Source organism: Nocardioides cremeus (assembly GCF_030518195.1).
Classification (GTDB): domain Bacteria; phylum Actinomycetota; class Actinomycetes; order Propionibacteriales; family Nocardioidaceae; genus Nocardioides; species Nocardioides cremeus.
The window spans coordinates 159,285-174,903 of the sequence record NZ_JAULSC010000007.1; the positions used below are offsets into that span (position 1 = coordinate 159,285).

Consider the following 15,619-nt stretch of genomic DNA (forward strand, 5'->3'; position numbering starts at 1 on the left):
CAGTCGCCGGGCGGTCCTCGGACGGGCAGCCCCTACAGCGCGCTGCTGAGCACCGTGCGGCCCGCCTCGTCACGCACCACCACGGCCGTCACGTCAGCGCGCAGCAGGGCCGACTGCAGCTGGCAGGTCATCTCGTCCTCGCCGGTGCCGAGGAACTCCCCCGCCGGCGTCAGGCGGCCCGCGTCGTCACGGAACGCGGCCCGGTAGACCGCGCCCTCCTCGAACCCGGCGCCCTCGAAGCGCAGCTCGGTGCCCCACGTGTGGGCGACCAGCCCGGCGCTGTCCACCTCGATGCCGGTGCGCTCCCCCGGCGGGTCCACCTCGAGGCTGATCGCCTCCAGCGGCACGGCCGGGGGCGCCGGCGCCGTGGCCCGGCCCAGCCCCACGCCCACGCCGAGGGCCAGCACGACCACCGCGGCGGCCGCGGCCAGCAGCGTCGTACGACGTCGGGAGCGGTGGTGCGCGGCCTCGCGCCGGTCGGCGAGGTCGCGCCGCTCGTGCTCGGCCTGCTCGGCCGCGATGGCGCTGCGGATGCGGGCCCCGAGGCCGGCGGCGGGCGAGGGTCGCTCGTCGAGGTGGGTGGGGTCGACGGCGTCGAGGCGCGCCACCAGCGGCTCGAGGTCGGCGACCTCGGCCCGGCAGGCGACGCAGCCGTCGAGGTGGGCGCGCACCGCGCCGGCCTCGACGTCGTCGAGGTGGCCCAGCACGTGGGCACCCAGCAGCTCGCGCAGCCGCTCGTGGTCGTCGCTCACGGCGCCACCCCCATCTCGTCCATCGCGGCGCGCAGCGCCTTGAGCCCGTAGAAGACGCGGCTGCGCAGCGTCCCCACCGGCACCCCCAGCTCGGCGGCGACCTCGTCGTAGGGCCGTTCGCGCAGGTGGGTCTGCACGATCGCGACCCGGTGGTGCTCGCTGATGCGGCTCAGCGCCTCCTCCACCACCCACTGTCCCACCAGCCGCTCGGAGGGGTCGCCCTCGGTGCCGCCGGCGTCGTGGACCGCGGCCTGCACCGCCTCGTCGCCCGCGAGGGCCGACTGCCAGGGCCGCACCCGGGCGGCGCGCGCGTGGTCGATCACGACGTTGCGCGCGATCCCGAAGAGCCACACCCGCAGCGACGCGAGCGCGGGGTCGTAGCGCTCGGCGTGCCGCCAGGCCTTGAGGAAGGTCTCCTGGGTGACGTCCTCGGCAGCGCCGCGGTCACCGAGCGAGCGCAGCACGAAGCGGTAGATCTCCGGCCCGTGGCGCAGGTAGGCGGCGTGCACGGCGTCCTCGTCGTGCAGCCCTGCGCCGTCGCCGCCGGGCCGGGCCGCACTCCGCCCACCTCGACCCGTCCGCGCGCCCCGCGCCGTCCTCCGAGCACCAGCCCACCCCTCGACCTGCGTCCCCATGTGGATGTCGCCGCCCTCTCCAGGACCCGTCGCGCCCATCCCTGTCGATGTGTACGGCGGCGGCCTGCTCACCGTTCATTCGGAACCCGGCCCGCCAGGGATGGTCGCGAGCCGACTCGACGCGAAGTTCGGGCCGGGTCGGCGCGAAGTTCGGGCCGGGTCGGGAATTCCGCGGGACGGCTGAACGCGGGGCGCCCGAGCGGCGTACCCACCCCTGACACACCACCGCGTCCCGTCGGGGCGCGCTCGCGCGACCGCCCGGTCGCACCCCAGGAGAAGGGCACGACATGACGACACCCAGGACCCGAGGCGCGCGGCTGCTCAGCGGCGCCGCAGCCGGGGCGCTCGCGCTGGCAGCGGTCGCGGCCGCCCCCAGCATCTCGCAGGCGGCCGAGCGGCCGTCCGAGCAGCGCAGCTCGAAGGCCAACAACGAGGCCGGGCTGCGCGCGGCCGTGGCCAAGGCCAACCGCAAGGGCGGCCTCGACCGCGTCAAGCTGCGCGACGACGTCCGCTTCAGCGGTCGCCTCGGCGGGGCCATCGAGGTCACCGACGACCTGGTGCTCAACGCCCGCGGCTACACGATCGACGCCGCCGGCGTCGACCGCGTCTTCACCGTGGCCGACGGCGCTCGCCTCGTGGTCAAGAACGCCCGGCTGCGCCGCGGCGCACCCGCCGCCGGCGAGAGCGGCGGAGCGATCCTGGTCAACGGCGAGCTCGTCGTGCGCAACACCTCGATGCTGGCCAACCAGGTCACCGGCACCGGCGCCTCGGGCGGCGCGGTCTTCAACGACGGCGGCAAGGTGCTCATCTCCGACTCGCGCCTGGCGCGCAACACCGCGACCCGCGCCGGTGGCGCGATCGAGGCCAACGAGGGGCTGACCCAGCTCATCGGCACCCGGCTGGTCAAGAACTCCACGGGCGACGAGCCCGGCAACGGCGGCGGCCTGCACCTGACCGGCGCCGGCGCCGTCGAGATCACCAGCAGCTGGATCGGCGGCAACTCCGCCGGCGCCGAGGGCGGCGGGCTGTGGAACTCCGCCGACGGCACCTTCATCGTCGAGCGCACCCGCGTCGAGGGCAACACCGCCGGCGGCGCCGACGCCGACCAGGGCGGTGGCGGCATCTACAACGACGGCGGCTTCCTGCAGGTCACCGGCTCGCGCGTGAGCGACAACATCGCCTCCGGCGCGGCCGGCTCGGGCGGCGGCATCCTCAACAACCTCGGCACCCTCGAGGTCGTCGAGACCACGGTGGCCGACAACGAGGCCCCGCGCGCCGGCGGCGGCATCGAGGCCGTCGGTGGCGACACGACCGTGCGCCGCTCCTCGCTCGAGGACAACACCGCGGGCGCGGCTCCCGGCAACGGCGGCGGCCTGCACCTGACCGGCACCGGCACCGTCGACGTCGTCGGCTCGACGGTGCGCGGCAACCTCGCCCTCGCGGAGGGCGGCGGGCTCTGGAACAGCGCCGGCGGCGTCTTCACCGTGCGCGGCTCCGAGGTCACCGACAACGTCGCCGCGGGCGCGGCCGCCGACCAGGGCGGTGGCGGGCTCTACAACGAGATGGGCGACCTGACCGTGCGCGGCACCACCGTCACCGGCAACTCCGCGCCCGGCGCGGCCGGTTCCGGCGGCGGCGTCTTCAACAACCAGGGCACCCTGAGCGTCGTGCAGAGCGACGTCACGGGCAACGACGCCCAGCGCGCCGGCGGCGCGATCGAGGCCAACGTCGGCACCACGCGGGTGCTGCGCTCCTCGCTCAACGACAACACCGCGGGCGCGGCGCCCGGCAACGGCGGCGCGGTGCACCTGACCGGCGCCGGCAGCGTCGACGTCACCGGCACCGAGGTCAGCGGCAACACCGCCTCGGCCGAGGGCGGCGGGCTGTGGAACAGCGCGTCGGGCACCTTCACCGTCACCGGCTCCGACATCGTCGGCAACACCGCCGGCGGCAACGACGCCGACCAGGGCGGTGGCGGCCTCTACAACGACGGCGGCACCCTGACCCTGCGCGACTCCACCGTCGACGACAACACCGCCACCGGCACCGCCGGCTCCGGCGGCGGCCTGCTCAACAAGGGCGTCCTCGAGGTCACCGGCACCAGCTTCGACGCCAACACCTCGGTGCGCGCCGGCGGAGCGATCGAGACCACCGACAACACGACCGTGGCCCTGCGCGACGTCGTGATGACCGGCAACGACACCGGCGCCTCGCCGGGCAACGGCGGCGGCCTGCACATCACCGCAGCCGGTGTGGTGACCTACGACGGCGGCCGGGTCACCGGCAACAACGCCGACAACGAGGGCGGCGGGCTGTGGAACAGCAGCACCGGAGTCCTGACCGTCACCGACGTCGTGATCACCGGCAACACCGCGCCGACCAGCCCGAACAACCACAACGACGGCGGCGTCTTCACGATCGACGGCACCCCGGTGCCGCCGACCCCGTGATCCACCCGCGCTGAGCGCCGCAGGCGCCCACGCACACCCACCGGTCCGTCCGGGGCTCCTCGCCCCGGGCGGGCCGGTGGCACGTTCGGGGCTACTTCAGCTCGGCGGTGAGCACGTCGCCGGCCAGCTCGGCCAGCGATGGGGCCCGCAGGTCGGGCGCGCGCATGTGCGCCGGGTAGGCGTCGTGACCGCTGCGGTCGATCCAGCCGGTGCGCAGCCCGGCGCGCGCCGCCCCGTCGATGTCCCACGGGTGCACCGCCACCAGCATCGCCTCGTGCGCCTCGACACCGCACTCCTCCAGCGCGTGCGCGTACGCCGCAGCCGCGGGCTTCCACGCGGGCGCGTCCTCGACCGAGAGCACCAGGTCGACGTGGTCGCGCAGGCCGGCGCGGTCCAGCAGCCCCTCGGCGACTCCCGCCGAGCCGTTGCTCAGCGTCACCACCCGCAGCCCGGCGGCGCGCAGCGCCCGGATGCCGGGGCCCACGTCGCGGTGCACGGTGAGGGTGCCGAAGCGGCCCATCACGTGCTCGACCGCGCCCTCGGCGTCGTCGGCGCCGGCGCCCTGCTCGAGCAGCCTGGCCCGCAGCAGCCCGGCCGCCACCTCCGCGAAGGGGGTCGAGGCGCCGGCGAGCCCGAGGCCGAAGCCGTCGCGCAGCACGCCGGCGAACCACGCCTGCCGCTCGTGGGCGGCCAGTCCCACCTCGGTGAAGGCCTCGTCGAGGGGCGAGAGGTCCGAGAGCGTCTCGTTGACGTCGAGGACCACCACGCGGGGGGCACCTGTCTGATCGTCCATCCGGCGAGCCTAACGACGCCCTGGTCCCGCCCCACCACCCCGAAGGGGCGCCCGGATGGTGCCAGACTGCGCAGGTGGTCTCCCCCCTCCTCAACGACAGGTACGAGCTCGGCCCGCTGCTGGGCTCGGGCGGGATGGCCGACGTGCACCGCGCCACCGACCGGCTCCTGGACCGCCAGGTGGCGGTCAAGGTGCTGCGCGACGTGGCCGGCGACCCGGCCGACCGCGACCGCTTCACCGCCGAGGCGCGCACCCTGGCCAACCTGTCCCACCGCGGCCTGGTCACCGTCCTCGACGCGGGCATCGACGAGCAGCACCCGTTCCTGGTGATGGAGCTGGTCGAGGGCCGCTCGCTGTCGGACGCGCTCGCCGAGGGCCCGCTGGGCGCGGAGGAGACCGCGCGGGTGGGCGCCGAGCTGGCGGCCACCCTGGCCCACACCCACGACCGGGGCGTGGTGCACCGCGACCTCAAGCCCGCCAACGTCCTGCTCGGCGACGACCGGCGCGTCAAGCTCGCCGACTTCGGCATCGCCCGGCTGATCGGCGACACCGTGCGCCACACCCGCACCGGCACCGCGGTCGGCACCGCGGCCTACCTCTCCCCCGAGCAGGTCCGCGGCGAGGACGTCAGCACCGCCGTCGACGTCTACTCGCTGGGCCTGGTGCTGCTGGAGGCGCTGACCGGCGAGCGCGCCTTCCCCGGCAGCCCCACCGAGTCGGCGCTGGCCCGGCTGAACCGCGACCCCGAGGTGCCCAGCACCCTCGACGACCGCTGGCGACGGCTGCTGCTCGCGATGACGGCAGCCGACCCGGCCCAGCGCCCCACCGCCCCCGAGGTCGCCGCGTCGCTGCAGGACCTGCGTGCGCCCCGTGGGGCCGACCCGACCGCGGTGATGACCGCCCCGGTGGCGGTCACCTCCCGGGTGCCCGTAGCGCAGCCCGAGGAGCCGGCCCCCGAGCGGGAGGAGCCCGAGCGGGAGCAGCCGGAGCAGGACCAGGAGCAGCCCGAGCAGCGGCGTGCGCCCCGGGTGCCGGGCGAGACCTTCCCCGACCGGGCGGGCGCGGCGATCGCGCACGCGCCGGGCCGGCTGTGGGCCCGGCTGCGCGAGACCCCCGCCCACCAGCGCGGCGTGGCCGGCGCGGTGGCGGCGGTCCTCCTGCTGGTGCTCGTCGCGGGGCTGGCCTCCGGGGGCGACGACGCGTCCGGCGAGCAGCCCCCGGGCCAGCGGGGCCAGAGCCAGCAGCAGGACGAGCAGAGCCGGCGCTGATGAGCGCGCCCGACGACCCGCTGCACCACGCGGTCGACGTGGCCAGCGACGCGGCCCGCGCCTTCGAGGTCTTCACCGACCTGGGCGCGTGGTGGGACCCCGCCTCCACGCCCGCACCGGAGACCTTCGGCGGCATCGAGGTCACGCCCCGCGCCGGCGGCGAGGTCGTGCTGCTGCTCGACGGGGCACCCTGGCCGCTGGGCCGGGTCACGGCGTGGGAGCCGGGCGCCCGCTACGCCCAGACCTACCTGCCCCACTGGTGGGGTCCCGAGGGCGTGCAGCCCACCTGGCTCGACGTCACCTTCACCGACGAGGGCGGCGTGTGCCTGGTGCAGCTGAGCCACGGCGGCTGGGACGCCACCAACCTGGCGCTGCGCCAGCGCTGCACCGACTGGCCCGACCTGCTGGGCCGCTTCGCGCGCGCCTGCGCGGGGTGAGCCGACCTCACGAGCGCGTCGTACGGTGGAGACATGGCAACCATCGAGCTGACCGAGGCCAACTTCGAGACCCACGTGAAGGAGGACGACATCCTCCTGGTCGACTTCTGGGCCGACTGGTGCGGGCCCTGCAAGCAGTTCGCGCCGACCTACGAGGCGGCCTCCGAGGCCAACTCCGACATCACCTTCGGCTCCATCGACACCGAGGCCCAGCAGCAGCTGGCCGCCGCGGCCGGCATCCAGTCGATCCCGACCCTGATGGCCTTCCGCGAGGGGATCCTGGTCTTCGCCCAGCCCGGCGCCCTGCCGGCCCCGGCGCTCGACCAGGTCATCCAGGCGGTGCGTGACCTCGACATGGACGAGGTGCGCAAGCAGGTCGAGGCCCAGGAGACGCCCGAGGGCTGAGCACCCGACTCCGGGGACCCGGCTCAGGGTCGACCTGAGTCGTTCCTGTCGTTCCTGTCGTCCCCGTCGTCCGCGCTGTCGCGCGGTTCGGCGGGGACGTCGCCGTACACGCCGGTGGCGCGGCCGTGCTCGACCTTGCGCAGCTGGCGGAAGAGGCTCCAGCCCAGCAGGGCCACGGCCAGCGCCATCCCGGCGAAGATCGCCAGCGCGCCCCAACCGGCCTTGACGTCCTCGGGCTCGGGGACCTCGTCGGTCAGCCGGACCAGGTCGAGGACCGGCGCGAGGAGGGTGACGAGCTCGGGCAGCAGCATGCTCACAGCGTGCCACCCACGCCGTCGACGCCCGCGAACAGGTCGTCCTCGGGCGTCGTCGAGGCGACGTGGCTCACCACGAGCTCGTAGTCCTCGGTGGGCCACACCTCGACCTGCAGCTCGCGCGGGATCGCGAACCAGTGCCCGTCGGGGTCGATCTGGGTGGCATGCGCCAGCAGCGCCTGGTCACGCACGCCGAAGTAGGCGCCGCACTCGACCTTGGTGGTGATCCGGGCGTCCCACTCGGGCTCCGGCTTCCAGCTCTTGAGCCGCTCCTCCCACGGCGACTCCAGGCCGTGGGCCTGCATCGCGGCGTGCAGCGCCTCCATCCGGGGGCGGTTGAAGGAGTGGTGGTAGTAGAGCTTCAGCGGCTGCCAGGGCTCGCCCGCGTCGGGGAAGCGCTCGGCGTCGCCGGCCGCCTCGAACGCTGCGACGCCGACCTCGTGGCAGCGCACGTGGTCGGGGTGCGGGTAGCCCCCGCGCTCGTCGTACGTCGTCAGCACGTGCGGGCGGACCTCGCGGATGATCCGCACCAACGCCTCGGTCGACTCCTCGAGCGGCGCCAGCCCGAAGCAGCCCTCGGGCAGCGGCGGCTTGGGGTCGCCGTCGGGCCAGCCGGAGTCGACGAAGCCCAGCCAGTGCTGGGTGATGCCGAGGATGTCGCGGGCCCGCTCCATCTCCTGGCGGCGCACCTCGGTGATGTTGGCCAGGATGTCGGGGCGCTCCATCTTGGGGTTCAGGATCGAGCCCCGCTCCCCACCGGTGCAGGTCACCACGTGCACCGCGGCGCCCTGGGCGACGTAGCGCGCCGTCGAGGCGGCGCCCTTGCTCGACTCGTCGTCGGGGTGGGCGTGCACGTGCATCAGGCGCAGGCCCTCGTAGGGACGCGCGCCGTCGTGCTGGGTGGCCGGCTGGGGGCTGCTCGGCTGGGGGTGCTGCGACATGGGTTCCATCGTAGGTGTCACCATGGAGGGGTGACCTCGCAGGACCTCCTCGCCGAGCGGTACGGCGCCCCGTCGCCGTGGCGACGCCGCTCGCTGCTCGCCGTGGTCGCCGTCGTGGTCGCGGTCTCGCTGGGCTGGCTGGCCTGGACGACCCTGGTGCACGCGAGCCCGCCGGTGCGCTCCGACATCGTGGGCTTCGAGGTCGTCGACGACCACACGACCACCGCGGTGGTCGACGTGCGGGTCGAGAGCGACGCCACCGACGTGCAGTGCCTGGTGCGTGCCTACGCCACCGACAAGGTGGTCGTGGGCGAGCGGGTCTTCACCCCGACGGGCGACGGTCGCACCGAGGTCAGCGTGCGCACCGAGCGTGAGGCCACCGCCGTGGAGAACGTCGGCTGCACCGCCGACGGCCAGCTCCGCCCCCGCTGACCCAGCAAGGGCGACGCACGCAGGAGATCGCGCGCCGCCCTCGCTGATGCCGGTCACCGACTAAGGCATGGACGGCTCGTCGTCGTCCTCGTCGTCGTCCTCGTCGTCGTCCTCGTCGTCGTCCTCGTCGTCGTCGTCGTCGACGTGGCTGGCGCCCTCGGACAAGTCGTCCTTGACGATCTTGATCTCGTCCTTGGCCGTGGCCGAGGTGATCAGCCGCAGCATCTCGCGCACCGACTCGATCAGGGCGGCGGCCTGGGCGAGGGCGTCCTGGGTCGCCTGGTCGTTGTCCGGGTTCGCCTGGGCGGCGGCGATCGCGGCGGCCACCTGCTCGGCCTGCCGCATCAGGTTCACCGCCAGGCGGTAGTTCTCGGCACGGACCGACTTGAGGTCCTTCGAGACGGACTTGAGGTCGCTCTTCGTGGAGGCTGCCTCGATGCGCTCGGCGTAGGCGCCAAGGGCGGCCTTGTCGGCCTCGACGTTCGCCAGGAGTGCCTCGCGGTCCTCGGCGCTCAGCTTCGCGACCCGCGACTGCTTGACGGACTTGTCCAGACGCATCTCCATCCGGTCCAGGTCCCGCAGGGCCTTCTGCTTGGCCTTGGCGACCTTGGCGCTGCCGTGCTTGCCGTTGTCGGCCTTCGGGGGCTTGCCGCTCTTGTGCGAGGCGGAGAGCGAGGTGCCCTCGCTCCTCTGGGCCGCCACACCGGCGGTGGCGGGGGCGGAGACCGCCAGCACGCTGAGGGCGGTCATTCCTGCGACGGTGAGCCGCACCTGGTTCTTGTTCATGAGACCTCATTCGTTCCAGCCGGCCCGCTGGCCGGCTACGACCTCGGGTCGGCCACGGCCGGCACGAGGGTGGGGGGACCGCCCAGCGGCGGCTGGGCACATCGTCGACCGCTGCGAGCCTCCCTGGTGGCGCTCGCCGGGAATCTTGACCTCACCGGCCGTTTTCCACCCGAGCGGCGCGGACGAATAGCCCGTTCGGGGGGTACGCCCGCGACGCCTCGACGGTGGACGAGCCTGCGTTTTGACCCAGGGATTGTTAAGGTGGTTGTTCTGACGCTCCCGCCGGGCCCGCCAGGACGAAGGCCCGCGACCAAGTCGAGCGCTTCTCCGGCGCTCCGACCACGTCAGATCCGCACGAGAACACCCAACGACAACGGGTGCGGACGACCACACCCTGACGCACCCCCCGTAGGAGCCACGCCATGACGCAGTCGACCGAGCCGGGCAAGATCTGGCTGACCAAGGACGCCTTCGACAAGCTCAACGCCGAGCTCGAGGACCTCAAGGGCCCGGTGCGTGCGGACGTGATCGAGCGCATCAGCAACGCCCGCGACGAGGGCGACCTGAAGGAGAACGGCGGCTACCACGCCGCCCGCGAGGAGCAGGGCCGCATCGAGGGCCGCATCCGCCAGCTCGAGGACATGCTGCGCCGCGCCGAGATCGGCGAGACCCCTCCCGACGACGGCGTCGTCGAGCCGGGCATGAAGATCACCTACAAGTTCGTCGGCGACGACGACGACGAGGCCGAGACCTTCCTGCTCGGGGCCCGCGAGATCGAGGACTCCGTCGAGGACCTCAAGGTCTACTCCCCGCAGTCCCCCCTGGGCCAGGCCATCAACGGCGCCAGCCGCGGCGACACGGTCTCCTACGAGGCCCCCAACGGCAAGATGCTCGAGGTCGTCATCCTCGACGCGGTGCCCTACACCGTCTGAGGCACGCCCCACCTCGCTGGTCGAGCAGCGGTGACACCGCCGTTGGTCGAGCAGGGAGGGCCGAAGGCTCGAGCGACGCCGAGACCCCGTGAGCCCATGGCGTACGGCGAGCACGTCAGTCACCGGGTCTCGGCGACGCTCCTCGCTGGCGCTCGTCACTGCTCGACCAACGACAGGGCACCGCCGTAGGTCGAGCAGCGAGGACCGAAGGCTCGAGCGACGCCGAGACCCCGCGAGCCCATGGCGAACGGCGAGCGCGTCAGTCACCCGGTCTCGGCGACGCTCCTCGCTGGCGCTCGTCCCTGCTCGACCAACGAGGACGCGGTCACTCCAGGACGCGGTAGCCGTGCTCGCGCAGCCGCGCGAGCACGGTGTCGGAGTGCGCGGAGCCGCGCGTCTCGAGCTGCAGGTGCACCTCGACCTCGTCCATCGACAGGGCCGGCGAGATCCGTTCGTGGGCGACCTCGAGCACGTTCGCGCCCGCGGCGCTGACCTCGGTGAGCAGCCGGGCCAGGCCGCCGGGCGCGTCGGGGATGGTCACGTCGAGGTTGAGGTAGCGACCGGCCGCGGCCATGCCGTGCCGGATCACCTTGCCCAGCAGCAGCGGGTCGATGTTGCCGCCCGAGAGCACCGCGACCACCGGCGCCTCGAAGGCGTCGGGGTGATCGAGCAGGGCCGCGATCGCGGCGGCGCCGGCCGGCTCGCAGACCAGCTTGGCCCGCTCGGCCAGCGACAGCACCGCCCGCGCCAGCGAGTCCTCGCTGACGGTGAGGACCTCGTCGACGTGCTCGACCACCGCGGCGAACGTCAGGTCGCCCGGGCGGCCGACGGCGATGCCGTCGGCCATCGTGCGCATCACCGCCAGCGGCGTCGGGCGGCCCGCCTCGAGGGAGCCCGGGTAGGCCGCGGCGTCCTTGGCCTGCACGCCCACGACGCGTACATCGGGGCGCAGCGCCTTGACCGCCAGCGCGACACCGGCCAGCAGCCCTCCCCCACCGGTGGGCACCACGACAGTGGCCACCTCGGGCAGCTGCTCGATGATCTCCAGACCCACGGTGCCCTGCCCGGCCACCACGTCGGGGTGGTCGAAGGGGTGGATCAGCACCGCGCCGGTGCGCTCGGCGAACTCGTGGGCCGCGACCAGCGCGTCCTCGAGGTACTGCCCGGTGAAGACCACCTCGGCGCCGTAGCCGCGGGTGGCGCGCTCCTTGGGGATCGGCGCCCCCTCGGGCATGAAGACGGTGGCGGAGATGCCGAGCAGCTGCGCGGCCAGGGCGACGCCCTGGGCGTGGTTGCCTGCCGAGGCCGCGACGACGCCGCGGGCCCGCTCCTCCTCGCTGAGCCGCGAGATCCGCACGTAGGCGCCGCGGGCCTTGAACGAGCCGGTGCGCTGGAGGTTCTCGGCCTTGAGGCGGACCTCGCCACCGACCAGCTCCGAGAGCCAGCGCGACTCCTCCATCGGCGTACGGACCGCGACGCCGGCGAGGACCTCGCGGGCGGCCTCGATGTCGGCGAGCCCGACGGTGGGCACCTCGCTCACGACGGCTCCCCCTCGGGCGTGGCGGACTCCTGCACGTCGACCATGGCGCCACTCTCCTCGTAGTCCTCGGCGAGCTCCTCCTCCGGGTCGTCGCCGGGTGCGGTGTTGGCGGCGAGGTGCTGCACGACGGCGTTGAGGGCCGCGACCAGCGGCACCGCGACCAGGGCTCCGGCGATCCCGGCGACGATCACGCCCGCAGCGATCGCGAGGATCACCGCGAGCGGGTGCACCGAGACCCAGCGGCCCATGAGGAAGGGCTGCAGCACGTGGCCCTCGACCTGCTGGACCACGATCACCCCGACCAGCATCAGCAGCGCGGCCACGGGCCCCTGGTCGACCAGCGCCACCAGGATCGCCACCGTGCCGGCGATGGTCGCACCGATCATCGGCACGAAGGCGCCCAGGAAGACCAGCACGCCGATGGCGGCCACGAACGGCACGCCGAGGAACCAGGCCCAGCCGGCGATGCCGACGGCGTCGACGAGGGCCACCACGACGGTGGCCCGCACGAACTGGGTCAGCGAGATCCACGCGACGCGGCCCGAGGAGTCGACCCGCGGGCGCGCTGCCCGGGGCGCCAGGCGCACCAGCCACGACCAGATCCGCTGTCCGTCGGCCATGAAGAAGTAGGTGGCGAAGAGGACGATGAAGAACCCGGCGACGACGTGGGTGAGCGTGGTGCCGACCTCGGTGAGCCGGGTGACCACCTGGCCGTCGCTGGTCTGGTCGGTGATCACGCGCTGGGCGTCGTTGATCCAGCGGTCGATCTGGGAGTCGCTGGCGTTGAGCGGGCCGTCCTCGAGCCACTGGCGGATCTGGCCCAGGCCGGCGACCGTCTGCTCGGCCAGGTCGGTGGCGCCGTTGGCGACCTGCTGGCCCACGAAGGTCAGCAGGGCGCTGACGGTGGCCAGCCCGCTGACGACGACCACCAGCGCGGCGAGGCCGCGCGGCACCCGGATCCTGGTCAGGGCGTCGACGGCCGGCGCCGCCAGTGCGGTGACCAGCAGCGCCACGACGATGGGCAGCACGATCACCGAGAGGTAGCCGACGGTCCAGGCGATCACGGCGCCGGCGGCCACGATGACCAGGAAGCGCCAGGCCCAGGCGGCGGCGAGCTCGACGCCCGGCGGCACGGGGGTGCGCGGGTAGGCGTCGGCGCCGCTGGCCAGCTCGGGCGGGGTCAGCCGGCGTTCGCGCTCGTCGCGCAGCTGGCTCCACTGCTGCGCGAGCCGGCGGGTGAGCCGCTCCTCCTCCTCGACCGACCGGGGACGCAGCGCGCGGCGGCGCAGGCGTCCTCCCGGGGTCGGAGCCCTCGGGTCCGGCTGGGCCACCGCGACGTCGCCGGCGGGGTCGGGGCCGGTCACCTCCTGCTCGTCCACAGCGCTCAACCTATGCGACGCCCGGGCCGTGGCGCGGGCGCCGCACTCGGCTCACCCGAGGGCGCGGTCGAGGTCGGCGATGAGGTCCTCGGCGGTCTCGATGCCGACCGAGAGCCGCACCAGGTCGGCGGGGACCTCGAGGTCGGTGCCGGCGACGCTGGCGTGGGTCATCCGGCCCGGGTGCTCGATCAGCGACTCGACGCCGCCCAGCGACTCCCCGAGGGTGAAGACCTCGGTGCCCTCGCAGACCGCGAGCGCGGCCTGCTCACCGCCGCTGACGCGGAAGGAGACCATGCCGCCGAAGCGCTTCATCTGGCGCGCCGCGACCTCGTGGCCCGCGTGCGAGGCCAGACCGGGGTAGATCACCTGCTCGACCTTGGGGTGGTCGAGCAGGAAGTCGACGACCTTCTCGGCGTTGTCGCAGTGGCGGTCCATCCGCACGCCCAGGGTCTTCAGCCCGCGCAGCGTCAGCCACGCGTCGAAGGGGCCGGCCACGGCGCCGATGGCGTTCTGGTGGAAGGCGACCTTGTCGGCGATCTCGAGGTCGTGCACCACGAGCGCACCGCCGACGACGTCGGAGTGCCCGCCGCAGTACTTCGTGGTCGAGTGCAGCACCACGTCGGCACCCAGGGTCAGCGGCTGCTGCAGGTAGGGCGAGGCGAAGGTGTTGTCGACGACCAGCAGCGCGCCCGCCTCGTGCGCCACGCTCGCCAGCGCCTCGATGTCGCCGATGGTCAGCAGCGGGTTGGTGGGCGTCTCGACCCACACGATCTTCGTCTGCCCGGGGCGGATCGCCGCGCGCACCGCGTCGACGTCGGAGACGGCCGCCGGGCTGTGCTCGAGACCCCAGGCCTTCTCGACCTTGTCGAAGAGGCGGTAGGTGCCGCCGTACGCGTCGTCGGGGATGACCACGTGGTCGCCGGGGGTGCACAGCGCGCGCACCAGGGTGTCCTCGGCGGCCAGGCCGGAGGCGAAGGCGAAGCCGCGCTCGCCCTGCTCGAGAGCGGCGATGTTGCCCTCGAGCGCGGTGCGGGTCGGGTTGGCCGAGCGGGAGTACTCGTAGCCGCCCCGCAGGCCGCCGACGCCGTCCTGCTTGTACGTCGACGTCGCGTAGATCGGCGGGATCACCGCCCCCGTCGTGGGGTCCGGCTCGTAGCCGGCGTGGATGGCGCGGGTCTCGAAGCCCGCCTTGGCCAGGTGCTGCTGCTCGCTCACCCGTCGAGGGTACTCACGCGGGAACCATCTGGCCTCCCCCGGTGTTGTACCCCTCGGACACCCACTCCGAGGAGGACCACCGCATGTTCTTCACCCGCAAGCAGAGCGACCTCATCGCCCCCGAGCAGACCCTGCCGGGGCGCAGCGAGAGCCCCTGGCACCTCGCCGACCGGCACGTCGTCCTCGACTCCCCGGTCGTCACCGACCAGGCACCCGCCGGCCACGAGGTCGCGATCTTCGGGCTCGGCTGCTTCTGGGGCGCCGAGGAGCACTACTGGAAGATGCCCGGGGTCTGGTCGACCTCCGTCGGGTACGCCGGCGGCGACACCCCGCACCCCTCCTACGAGGAGGTCTGCTCCGGGCGCACCAACCACACCGAGGCCGTGCGGGTCGTCTTCGACCCCGCCGTCGTCTCCTACGCCGACCTGGTCAAGGCGTTCTTCGAGGTGCACGACCCGACCCAGGGCATGCGCCAGGGCAACGACGTCGGCACCCAGTACCGCTCCGCGATCTACTGGACGACGCCCGAGCAGGAGCGCACGGCGGCCGAGCTGACCCGGGTGTACGGCGAGGAGCTCGCCCGCCGCGGCCTCGGCGAGATCACCACCGAGGTGCGCGAGGCGCCGACCTACTACTACGCCGAGGACGTGCACCAGCAGTACCTGGCCAAGAACCCCTACGGCTACCGCTGCCACGCCAACACCGGCGTCCCTTTCCCCTCCTGACGGATACAGATCACGGATCGCACTCATGGTCAGCCGAAGGCGAGGGCGCCACGAGTGAGTTGACATCTTCACCAGGTCAAGACACTCCTCAGCGCGAGGCTCACCCGCGATCGCCGGATTGGGTTGGCTGCGTAGGTCTCTTCGGCCAGGTCACGTAGCCGGAGCTCACCGGTGCACTCGAGCCCTGCATGCTGAGTCTGCAGCGGCTCCTAGCCGGGGTGCGGAAAGCGCAGCCACGAAGGTGTGACCACTACAGACAAGCGCCAACTTTGTGAAAAAGTCTCGTTCCCCGCAGATACTGCTTGGCACGACACCTGCAGCGACCGCTACGGGTCATCAGCATCCGTAGAACTCGGGAGTTCGTCTTGCTTGCGCCGCGCCGCCTAACTTGGCTCATGTTCGTAGTGCTGAGCGCTCTGGTTTGGACTTCGCTACCTACCAGTTCCGCGAGAGCTGCTGAAGCCGCTGATACGTCCACGCCGCAGGTCACGAGTTTCACAATGACCTCCCCCACCACCCTGACGCCGGGCGACACCGTAGACATGGACTACGAGGTGACCGACGACTCCGGCGTCGTGACCAGGCTGGTCTTCAACTACACCGATCCAGTCGGGA

16 protein-coding genes are annotated in these 15,619 nt (G+C 73.3%); 7 read left to right on the forward strand and 9 right to left on the reverse strand.

Annotation, left to right across the window (positions count from 1 at the left end; translation table 11 throughout):
• Positions 1–32: 32 nt before the first annotated feature.
• Entirely contained in the window at positions 33–752 is a 720-nt protein-coding gene (locus tag QWJ41_RS09795) for a zf-HC2 domain-containing protein (protein WP_302707747.1), read from the reverse strand.
• Positions 749–1,261, reverse strand: coding sequence for a sigma-70 family RNA polymerase sigma factor (locus tag QWJ41_RS09800; protein ID WP_302707749.1), 513 nt, complete (start codon positions 1,259–1,261; stop codon positions 749–751). The genes QWJ41_RS09795 and QWJ41_RS09800 overlap by 4 nt, the downstream gene beginning before the upstream one ends.
• 413 nt (positions 1,262–1,674) lie before the next feature.
• On the opposite strand from QWJ41_RS09800, the gene QWJ41_RS09805 reads away from it, so the two are divergent.
• On the forward strand, positions 1,675–3,837 hold the full coding sequence (locus QWJ41_RS09805; RefSeq protein ID WP_302707751.1) for a hypothetical protein: 2,163 nt from the start codon (positions 1,675–1,677) through the stop codon (positions 3,835–3,837).
• Positions 3,838–3,928: 91 nt separating this feature from the next.
• Here QWJ41_RS09805 and QWJ41_RS09810 read toward each other — a convergent pair whose 3' ends face one another.
• The gene (locus QWJ41_RS09810; RefSeq protein WP_302707753.1) at positions 3,929–4,630 is read right to left on the reverse strand and encodes a haloacid dehalogenase type II; all 702 of its coding nucleotides are present in this window, start codon (positions 4,628–4,630) and stop codon (positions 3,929–3,931) included.
• A gap of 74 nt (positions 4,631–4,704) precedes the next feature.
• Between QWJ41_RS09810 and QWJ41_RS09815 the strand changes: the two genes are divergently transcribed.
• The 3 genes from QWJ41_RS09815 to trxA are packed head-to-tail and all read left to right on the forward strand — an operon-like array spanning position 4,705 to position 6,740.
• Positions 4,705–5,898 (forward strand): serine/threonine-protein kinase, encoded by a 1,194-nt coding sequence (locus QWJ41_RS09815; protein ID WP_302707754.1) that lies wholly within the window; start codon positions 4,705–4,707, stop codon positions 5,896–5,898.
• Positions 5,898–6,335 carry an SRPBCC family protein gene (locus QWJ41_RS09820; RefSeq protein WP_302707756.1) on the forward strand — a complete coding sequence of 146 codons (438 nt, stop codon included), beginning with the start codon at positions 5,898–5,900 and terminating at the stop codon, positions 6,333–6,335. Before QWJ41_RS09815 ends, QWJ41_RS09820 begins: the two co-directional genes overlap by 1 nt.
• A 33-nt stretch (positions 6,336–6,368) precedes the next feature.
• Entirely contained in the window at positions 6,369–6,740 is a 372-nt protein-coding gene (gene trxA / locus QWJ41_RS09825) for a thioredoxin (RefSeq protein WP_302707757.1), read from the forward strand.
• Positions 6,741–6,763: 23 nt separating this feature from the next.
• Here the strand turns inward: trxA and QWJ41_RS09830 are convergent, their stop codons facing one another.
• Positions 6,764–7,051, reverse strand: a complete 288-nt coding sequence (locus QWJ41_RS09830; RefSeq protein ID WP_302707758.1) for a hypothetical protein — start codon at positions 7,049–7,051, stop codon at positions 6,764–6,766.
• A gap of 2 nt (positions 7,052–7,053) precedes the next feature.
• Positions 7,054–7,995, reverse strand: a complete 942-nt coding sequence (gene mca / locus QWJ41_RS09835; protein ID WP_439117314.1) for a mycothiol conjugate amidase Mca — start codon at positions 7,993–7,995, stop codon at positions 7,054–7,056.
• A gap of 30 nt (positions 7,996–8,025) precedes the next feature.
• Here mca and QWJ41_RS09840 point away from each other — a divergent pair, with 30 nt between their 5' ends.
• A complete protein-coding gene (locus QWJ41_RS09840; RefSeq protein ID WP_302707760.1) occupies positions 8,026–8,427 on the forward strand; it encodes a DUF4307 domain-containing protein in 402 nt (133 codons plus the stop codon).
• A 60-nt stretch (positions 8,428–8,487) separates the two neighbouring features.
• On the opposite strand, the gene QWJ41_RS09845 is transcribed toward QWJ41_RS09840, so the two are convergent.
• Positions 8,488–9,213 (reverse strand): hypothetical protein, encoded by a 726-nt coding sequence (locus tag QWJ41_RS09845; protein ID WP_302707762.1) that lies wholly within the window; start codon positions 9,211–9,213, stop codon positions 8,488–8,490.
• A gap of 422 nt (positions 9,214–9,635) precedes the next feature.
• Between QWJ41_RS09845 and greA the strand changes: the two genes are divergently transcribed.
• Positions 9,636–10,145 (forward strand): transcription elongation factor GreA, encoded by a 510-nt coding sequence (greA, locus tag QWJ41_RS09850; RefSeq protein WP_193668979.1) that lies wholly within the window; start codon positions 9,636–9,638, stop codon positions 10,143–10,145.
• Positions 10,146–10,470: 325 nt separating this feature from the next.
• On the opposite strand, the gene ilvA is transcribed toward greA, so the two are convergent.
• From ilvA to QWJ41_RS09865, 3 genes are read right to left on the reverse strand one after another with little or no spacing between them, the layout of a single operon-like run.
• A complete protein-coding gene (gene ilvA, locus QWJ41_RS09855; protein ID WP_302707765.1) occupies positions 10,471–11,685 on the reverse strand; it encodes a threonine ammonia-lyase in 1,215 nt (404 codons plus the stop codon).
• On the reverse strand, positions 11,682–13,064 hold the full coding sequence (locus QWJ41_RS09860; protein ID WP_302707767.1) for an AI-2E family transporter: 1,383 nt from the start codon (positions 13,062–13,064) through the stop codon (positions 11,682–11,684). Before QWJ41_RS09860 ends, ilvA begins: the two co-directional genes overlap by 4 nt.
• 51 nt (positions 13,065–13,115) lie before the next feature.
• Positions 13,116–14,279 carry a cystathionine gamma-synthase gene (locus tag QWJ41_RS09865; RefSeq protein WP_302707768.1) on the reverse strand — a complete coding sequence of 388 codons (1,164 nt, stop codon included), beginning with the start codon at positions 14,277–14,279 and terminating at the stop codon, positions 13,116–13,118.
• Between the two features lie 41 nt (positions 14,280–14,320).
• Between QWJ41_RS09865 and msrA the strand changes: the two genes are divergently transcribed.
• Positions 14,321–15,004: a peptide-methionine (S)-S-oxide reductase MsrA gene (gene msrA, locus QWJ41_RS09870; protein ID WP_336623285.1), complete on the forward strand. Its 684-nt coding sequence runs from the start codon at positions 14,321–14,323 to the stop codon at positions 15,002–15,004.
• Positions 15,005–15,619: the final 615 nt, after the last annotated feature.

Coding starts and splice junctions, on each gene's coding strand:
- QWJ41_RS09805 (WP_302707751.1), top strand. CDS start 1,675: ATGACGACACCCAGGACCCGAGGCGCGCGGCTGCTCAGCGGCGCCGCA.
- QWJ41_RS09820 (WP_302707756.1), top strand. CDS start 5,898: ATGAGCGCGCCCGACGACCCGCTGCACCACGCGGTCGACGTGGCCAGC.
- trxA (WP_302707757.1), top strand. CDS start 6,369: ATGGCAACCATCGAGCTGACCGAGGCCAACTTCGAGACCCACGTGAAG.
- greA (WP_193668979.1), top strand. CDS start 9,636: ATGACGCAGTCGACCGAGCCGGGCAAGATCTGGCTGACCAAGGACGCC.
- QWJ41_RS09810 (WP_302707753.1), bottom strand. CDS start 4,630: ATGGACGATCAGACAGGTGCCCCCCGCGTGGTGGTCCTCGACGTCAAC.
- QWJ41_RS09830 (WP_302707758.1), bottom strand. CDS start 7,051: ATGCTGCTGCCCGAGCTCGTCACCCTCCTCGCGCCGGTCCTCGACCTG.
- QWJ41_RS09845 (WP_302707762.1), bottom strand. CDS start 9,213: ATGAACAAGAACCAGGTGCGGCTCACCGTCGCAGGAATGACCGCCCTC.
- mca (WP_439117314.1), bottom strand. CDS start 7,995: ATGTCGCAGCACCCCCAGCCGAGCAGCCCCCAGCCGGCCACCCAGCAC.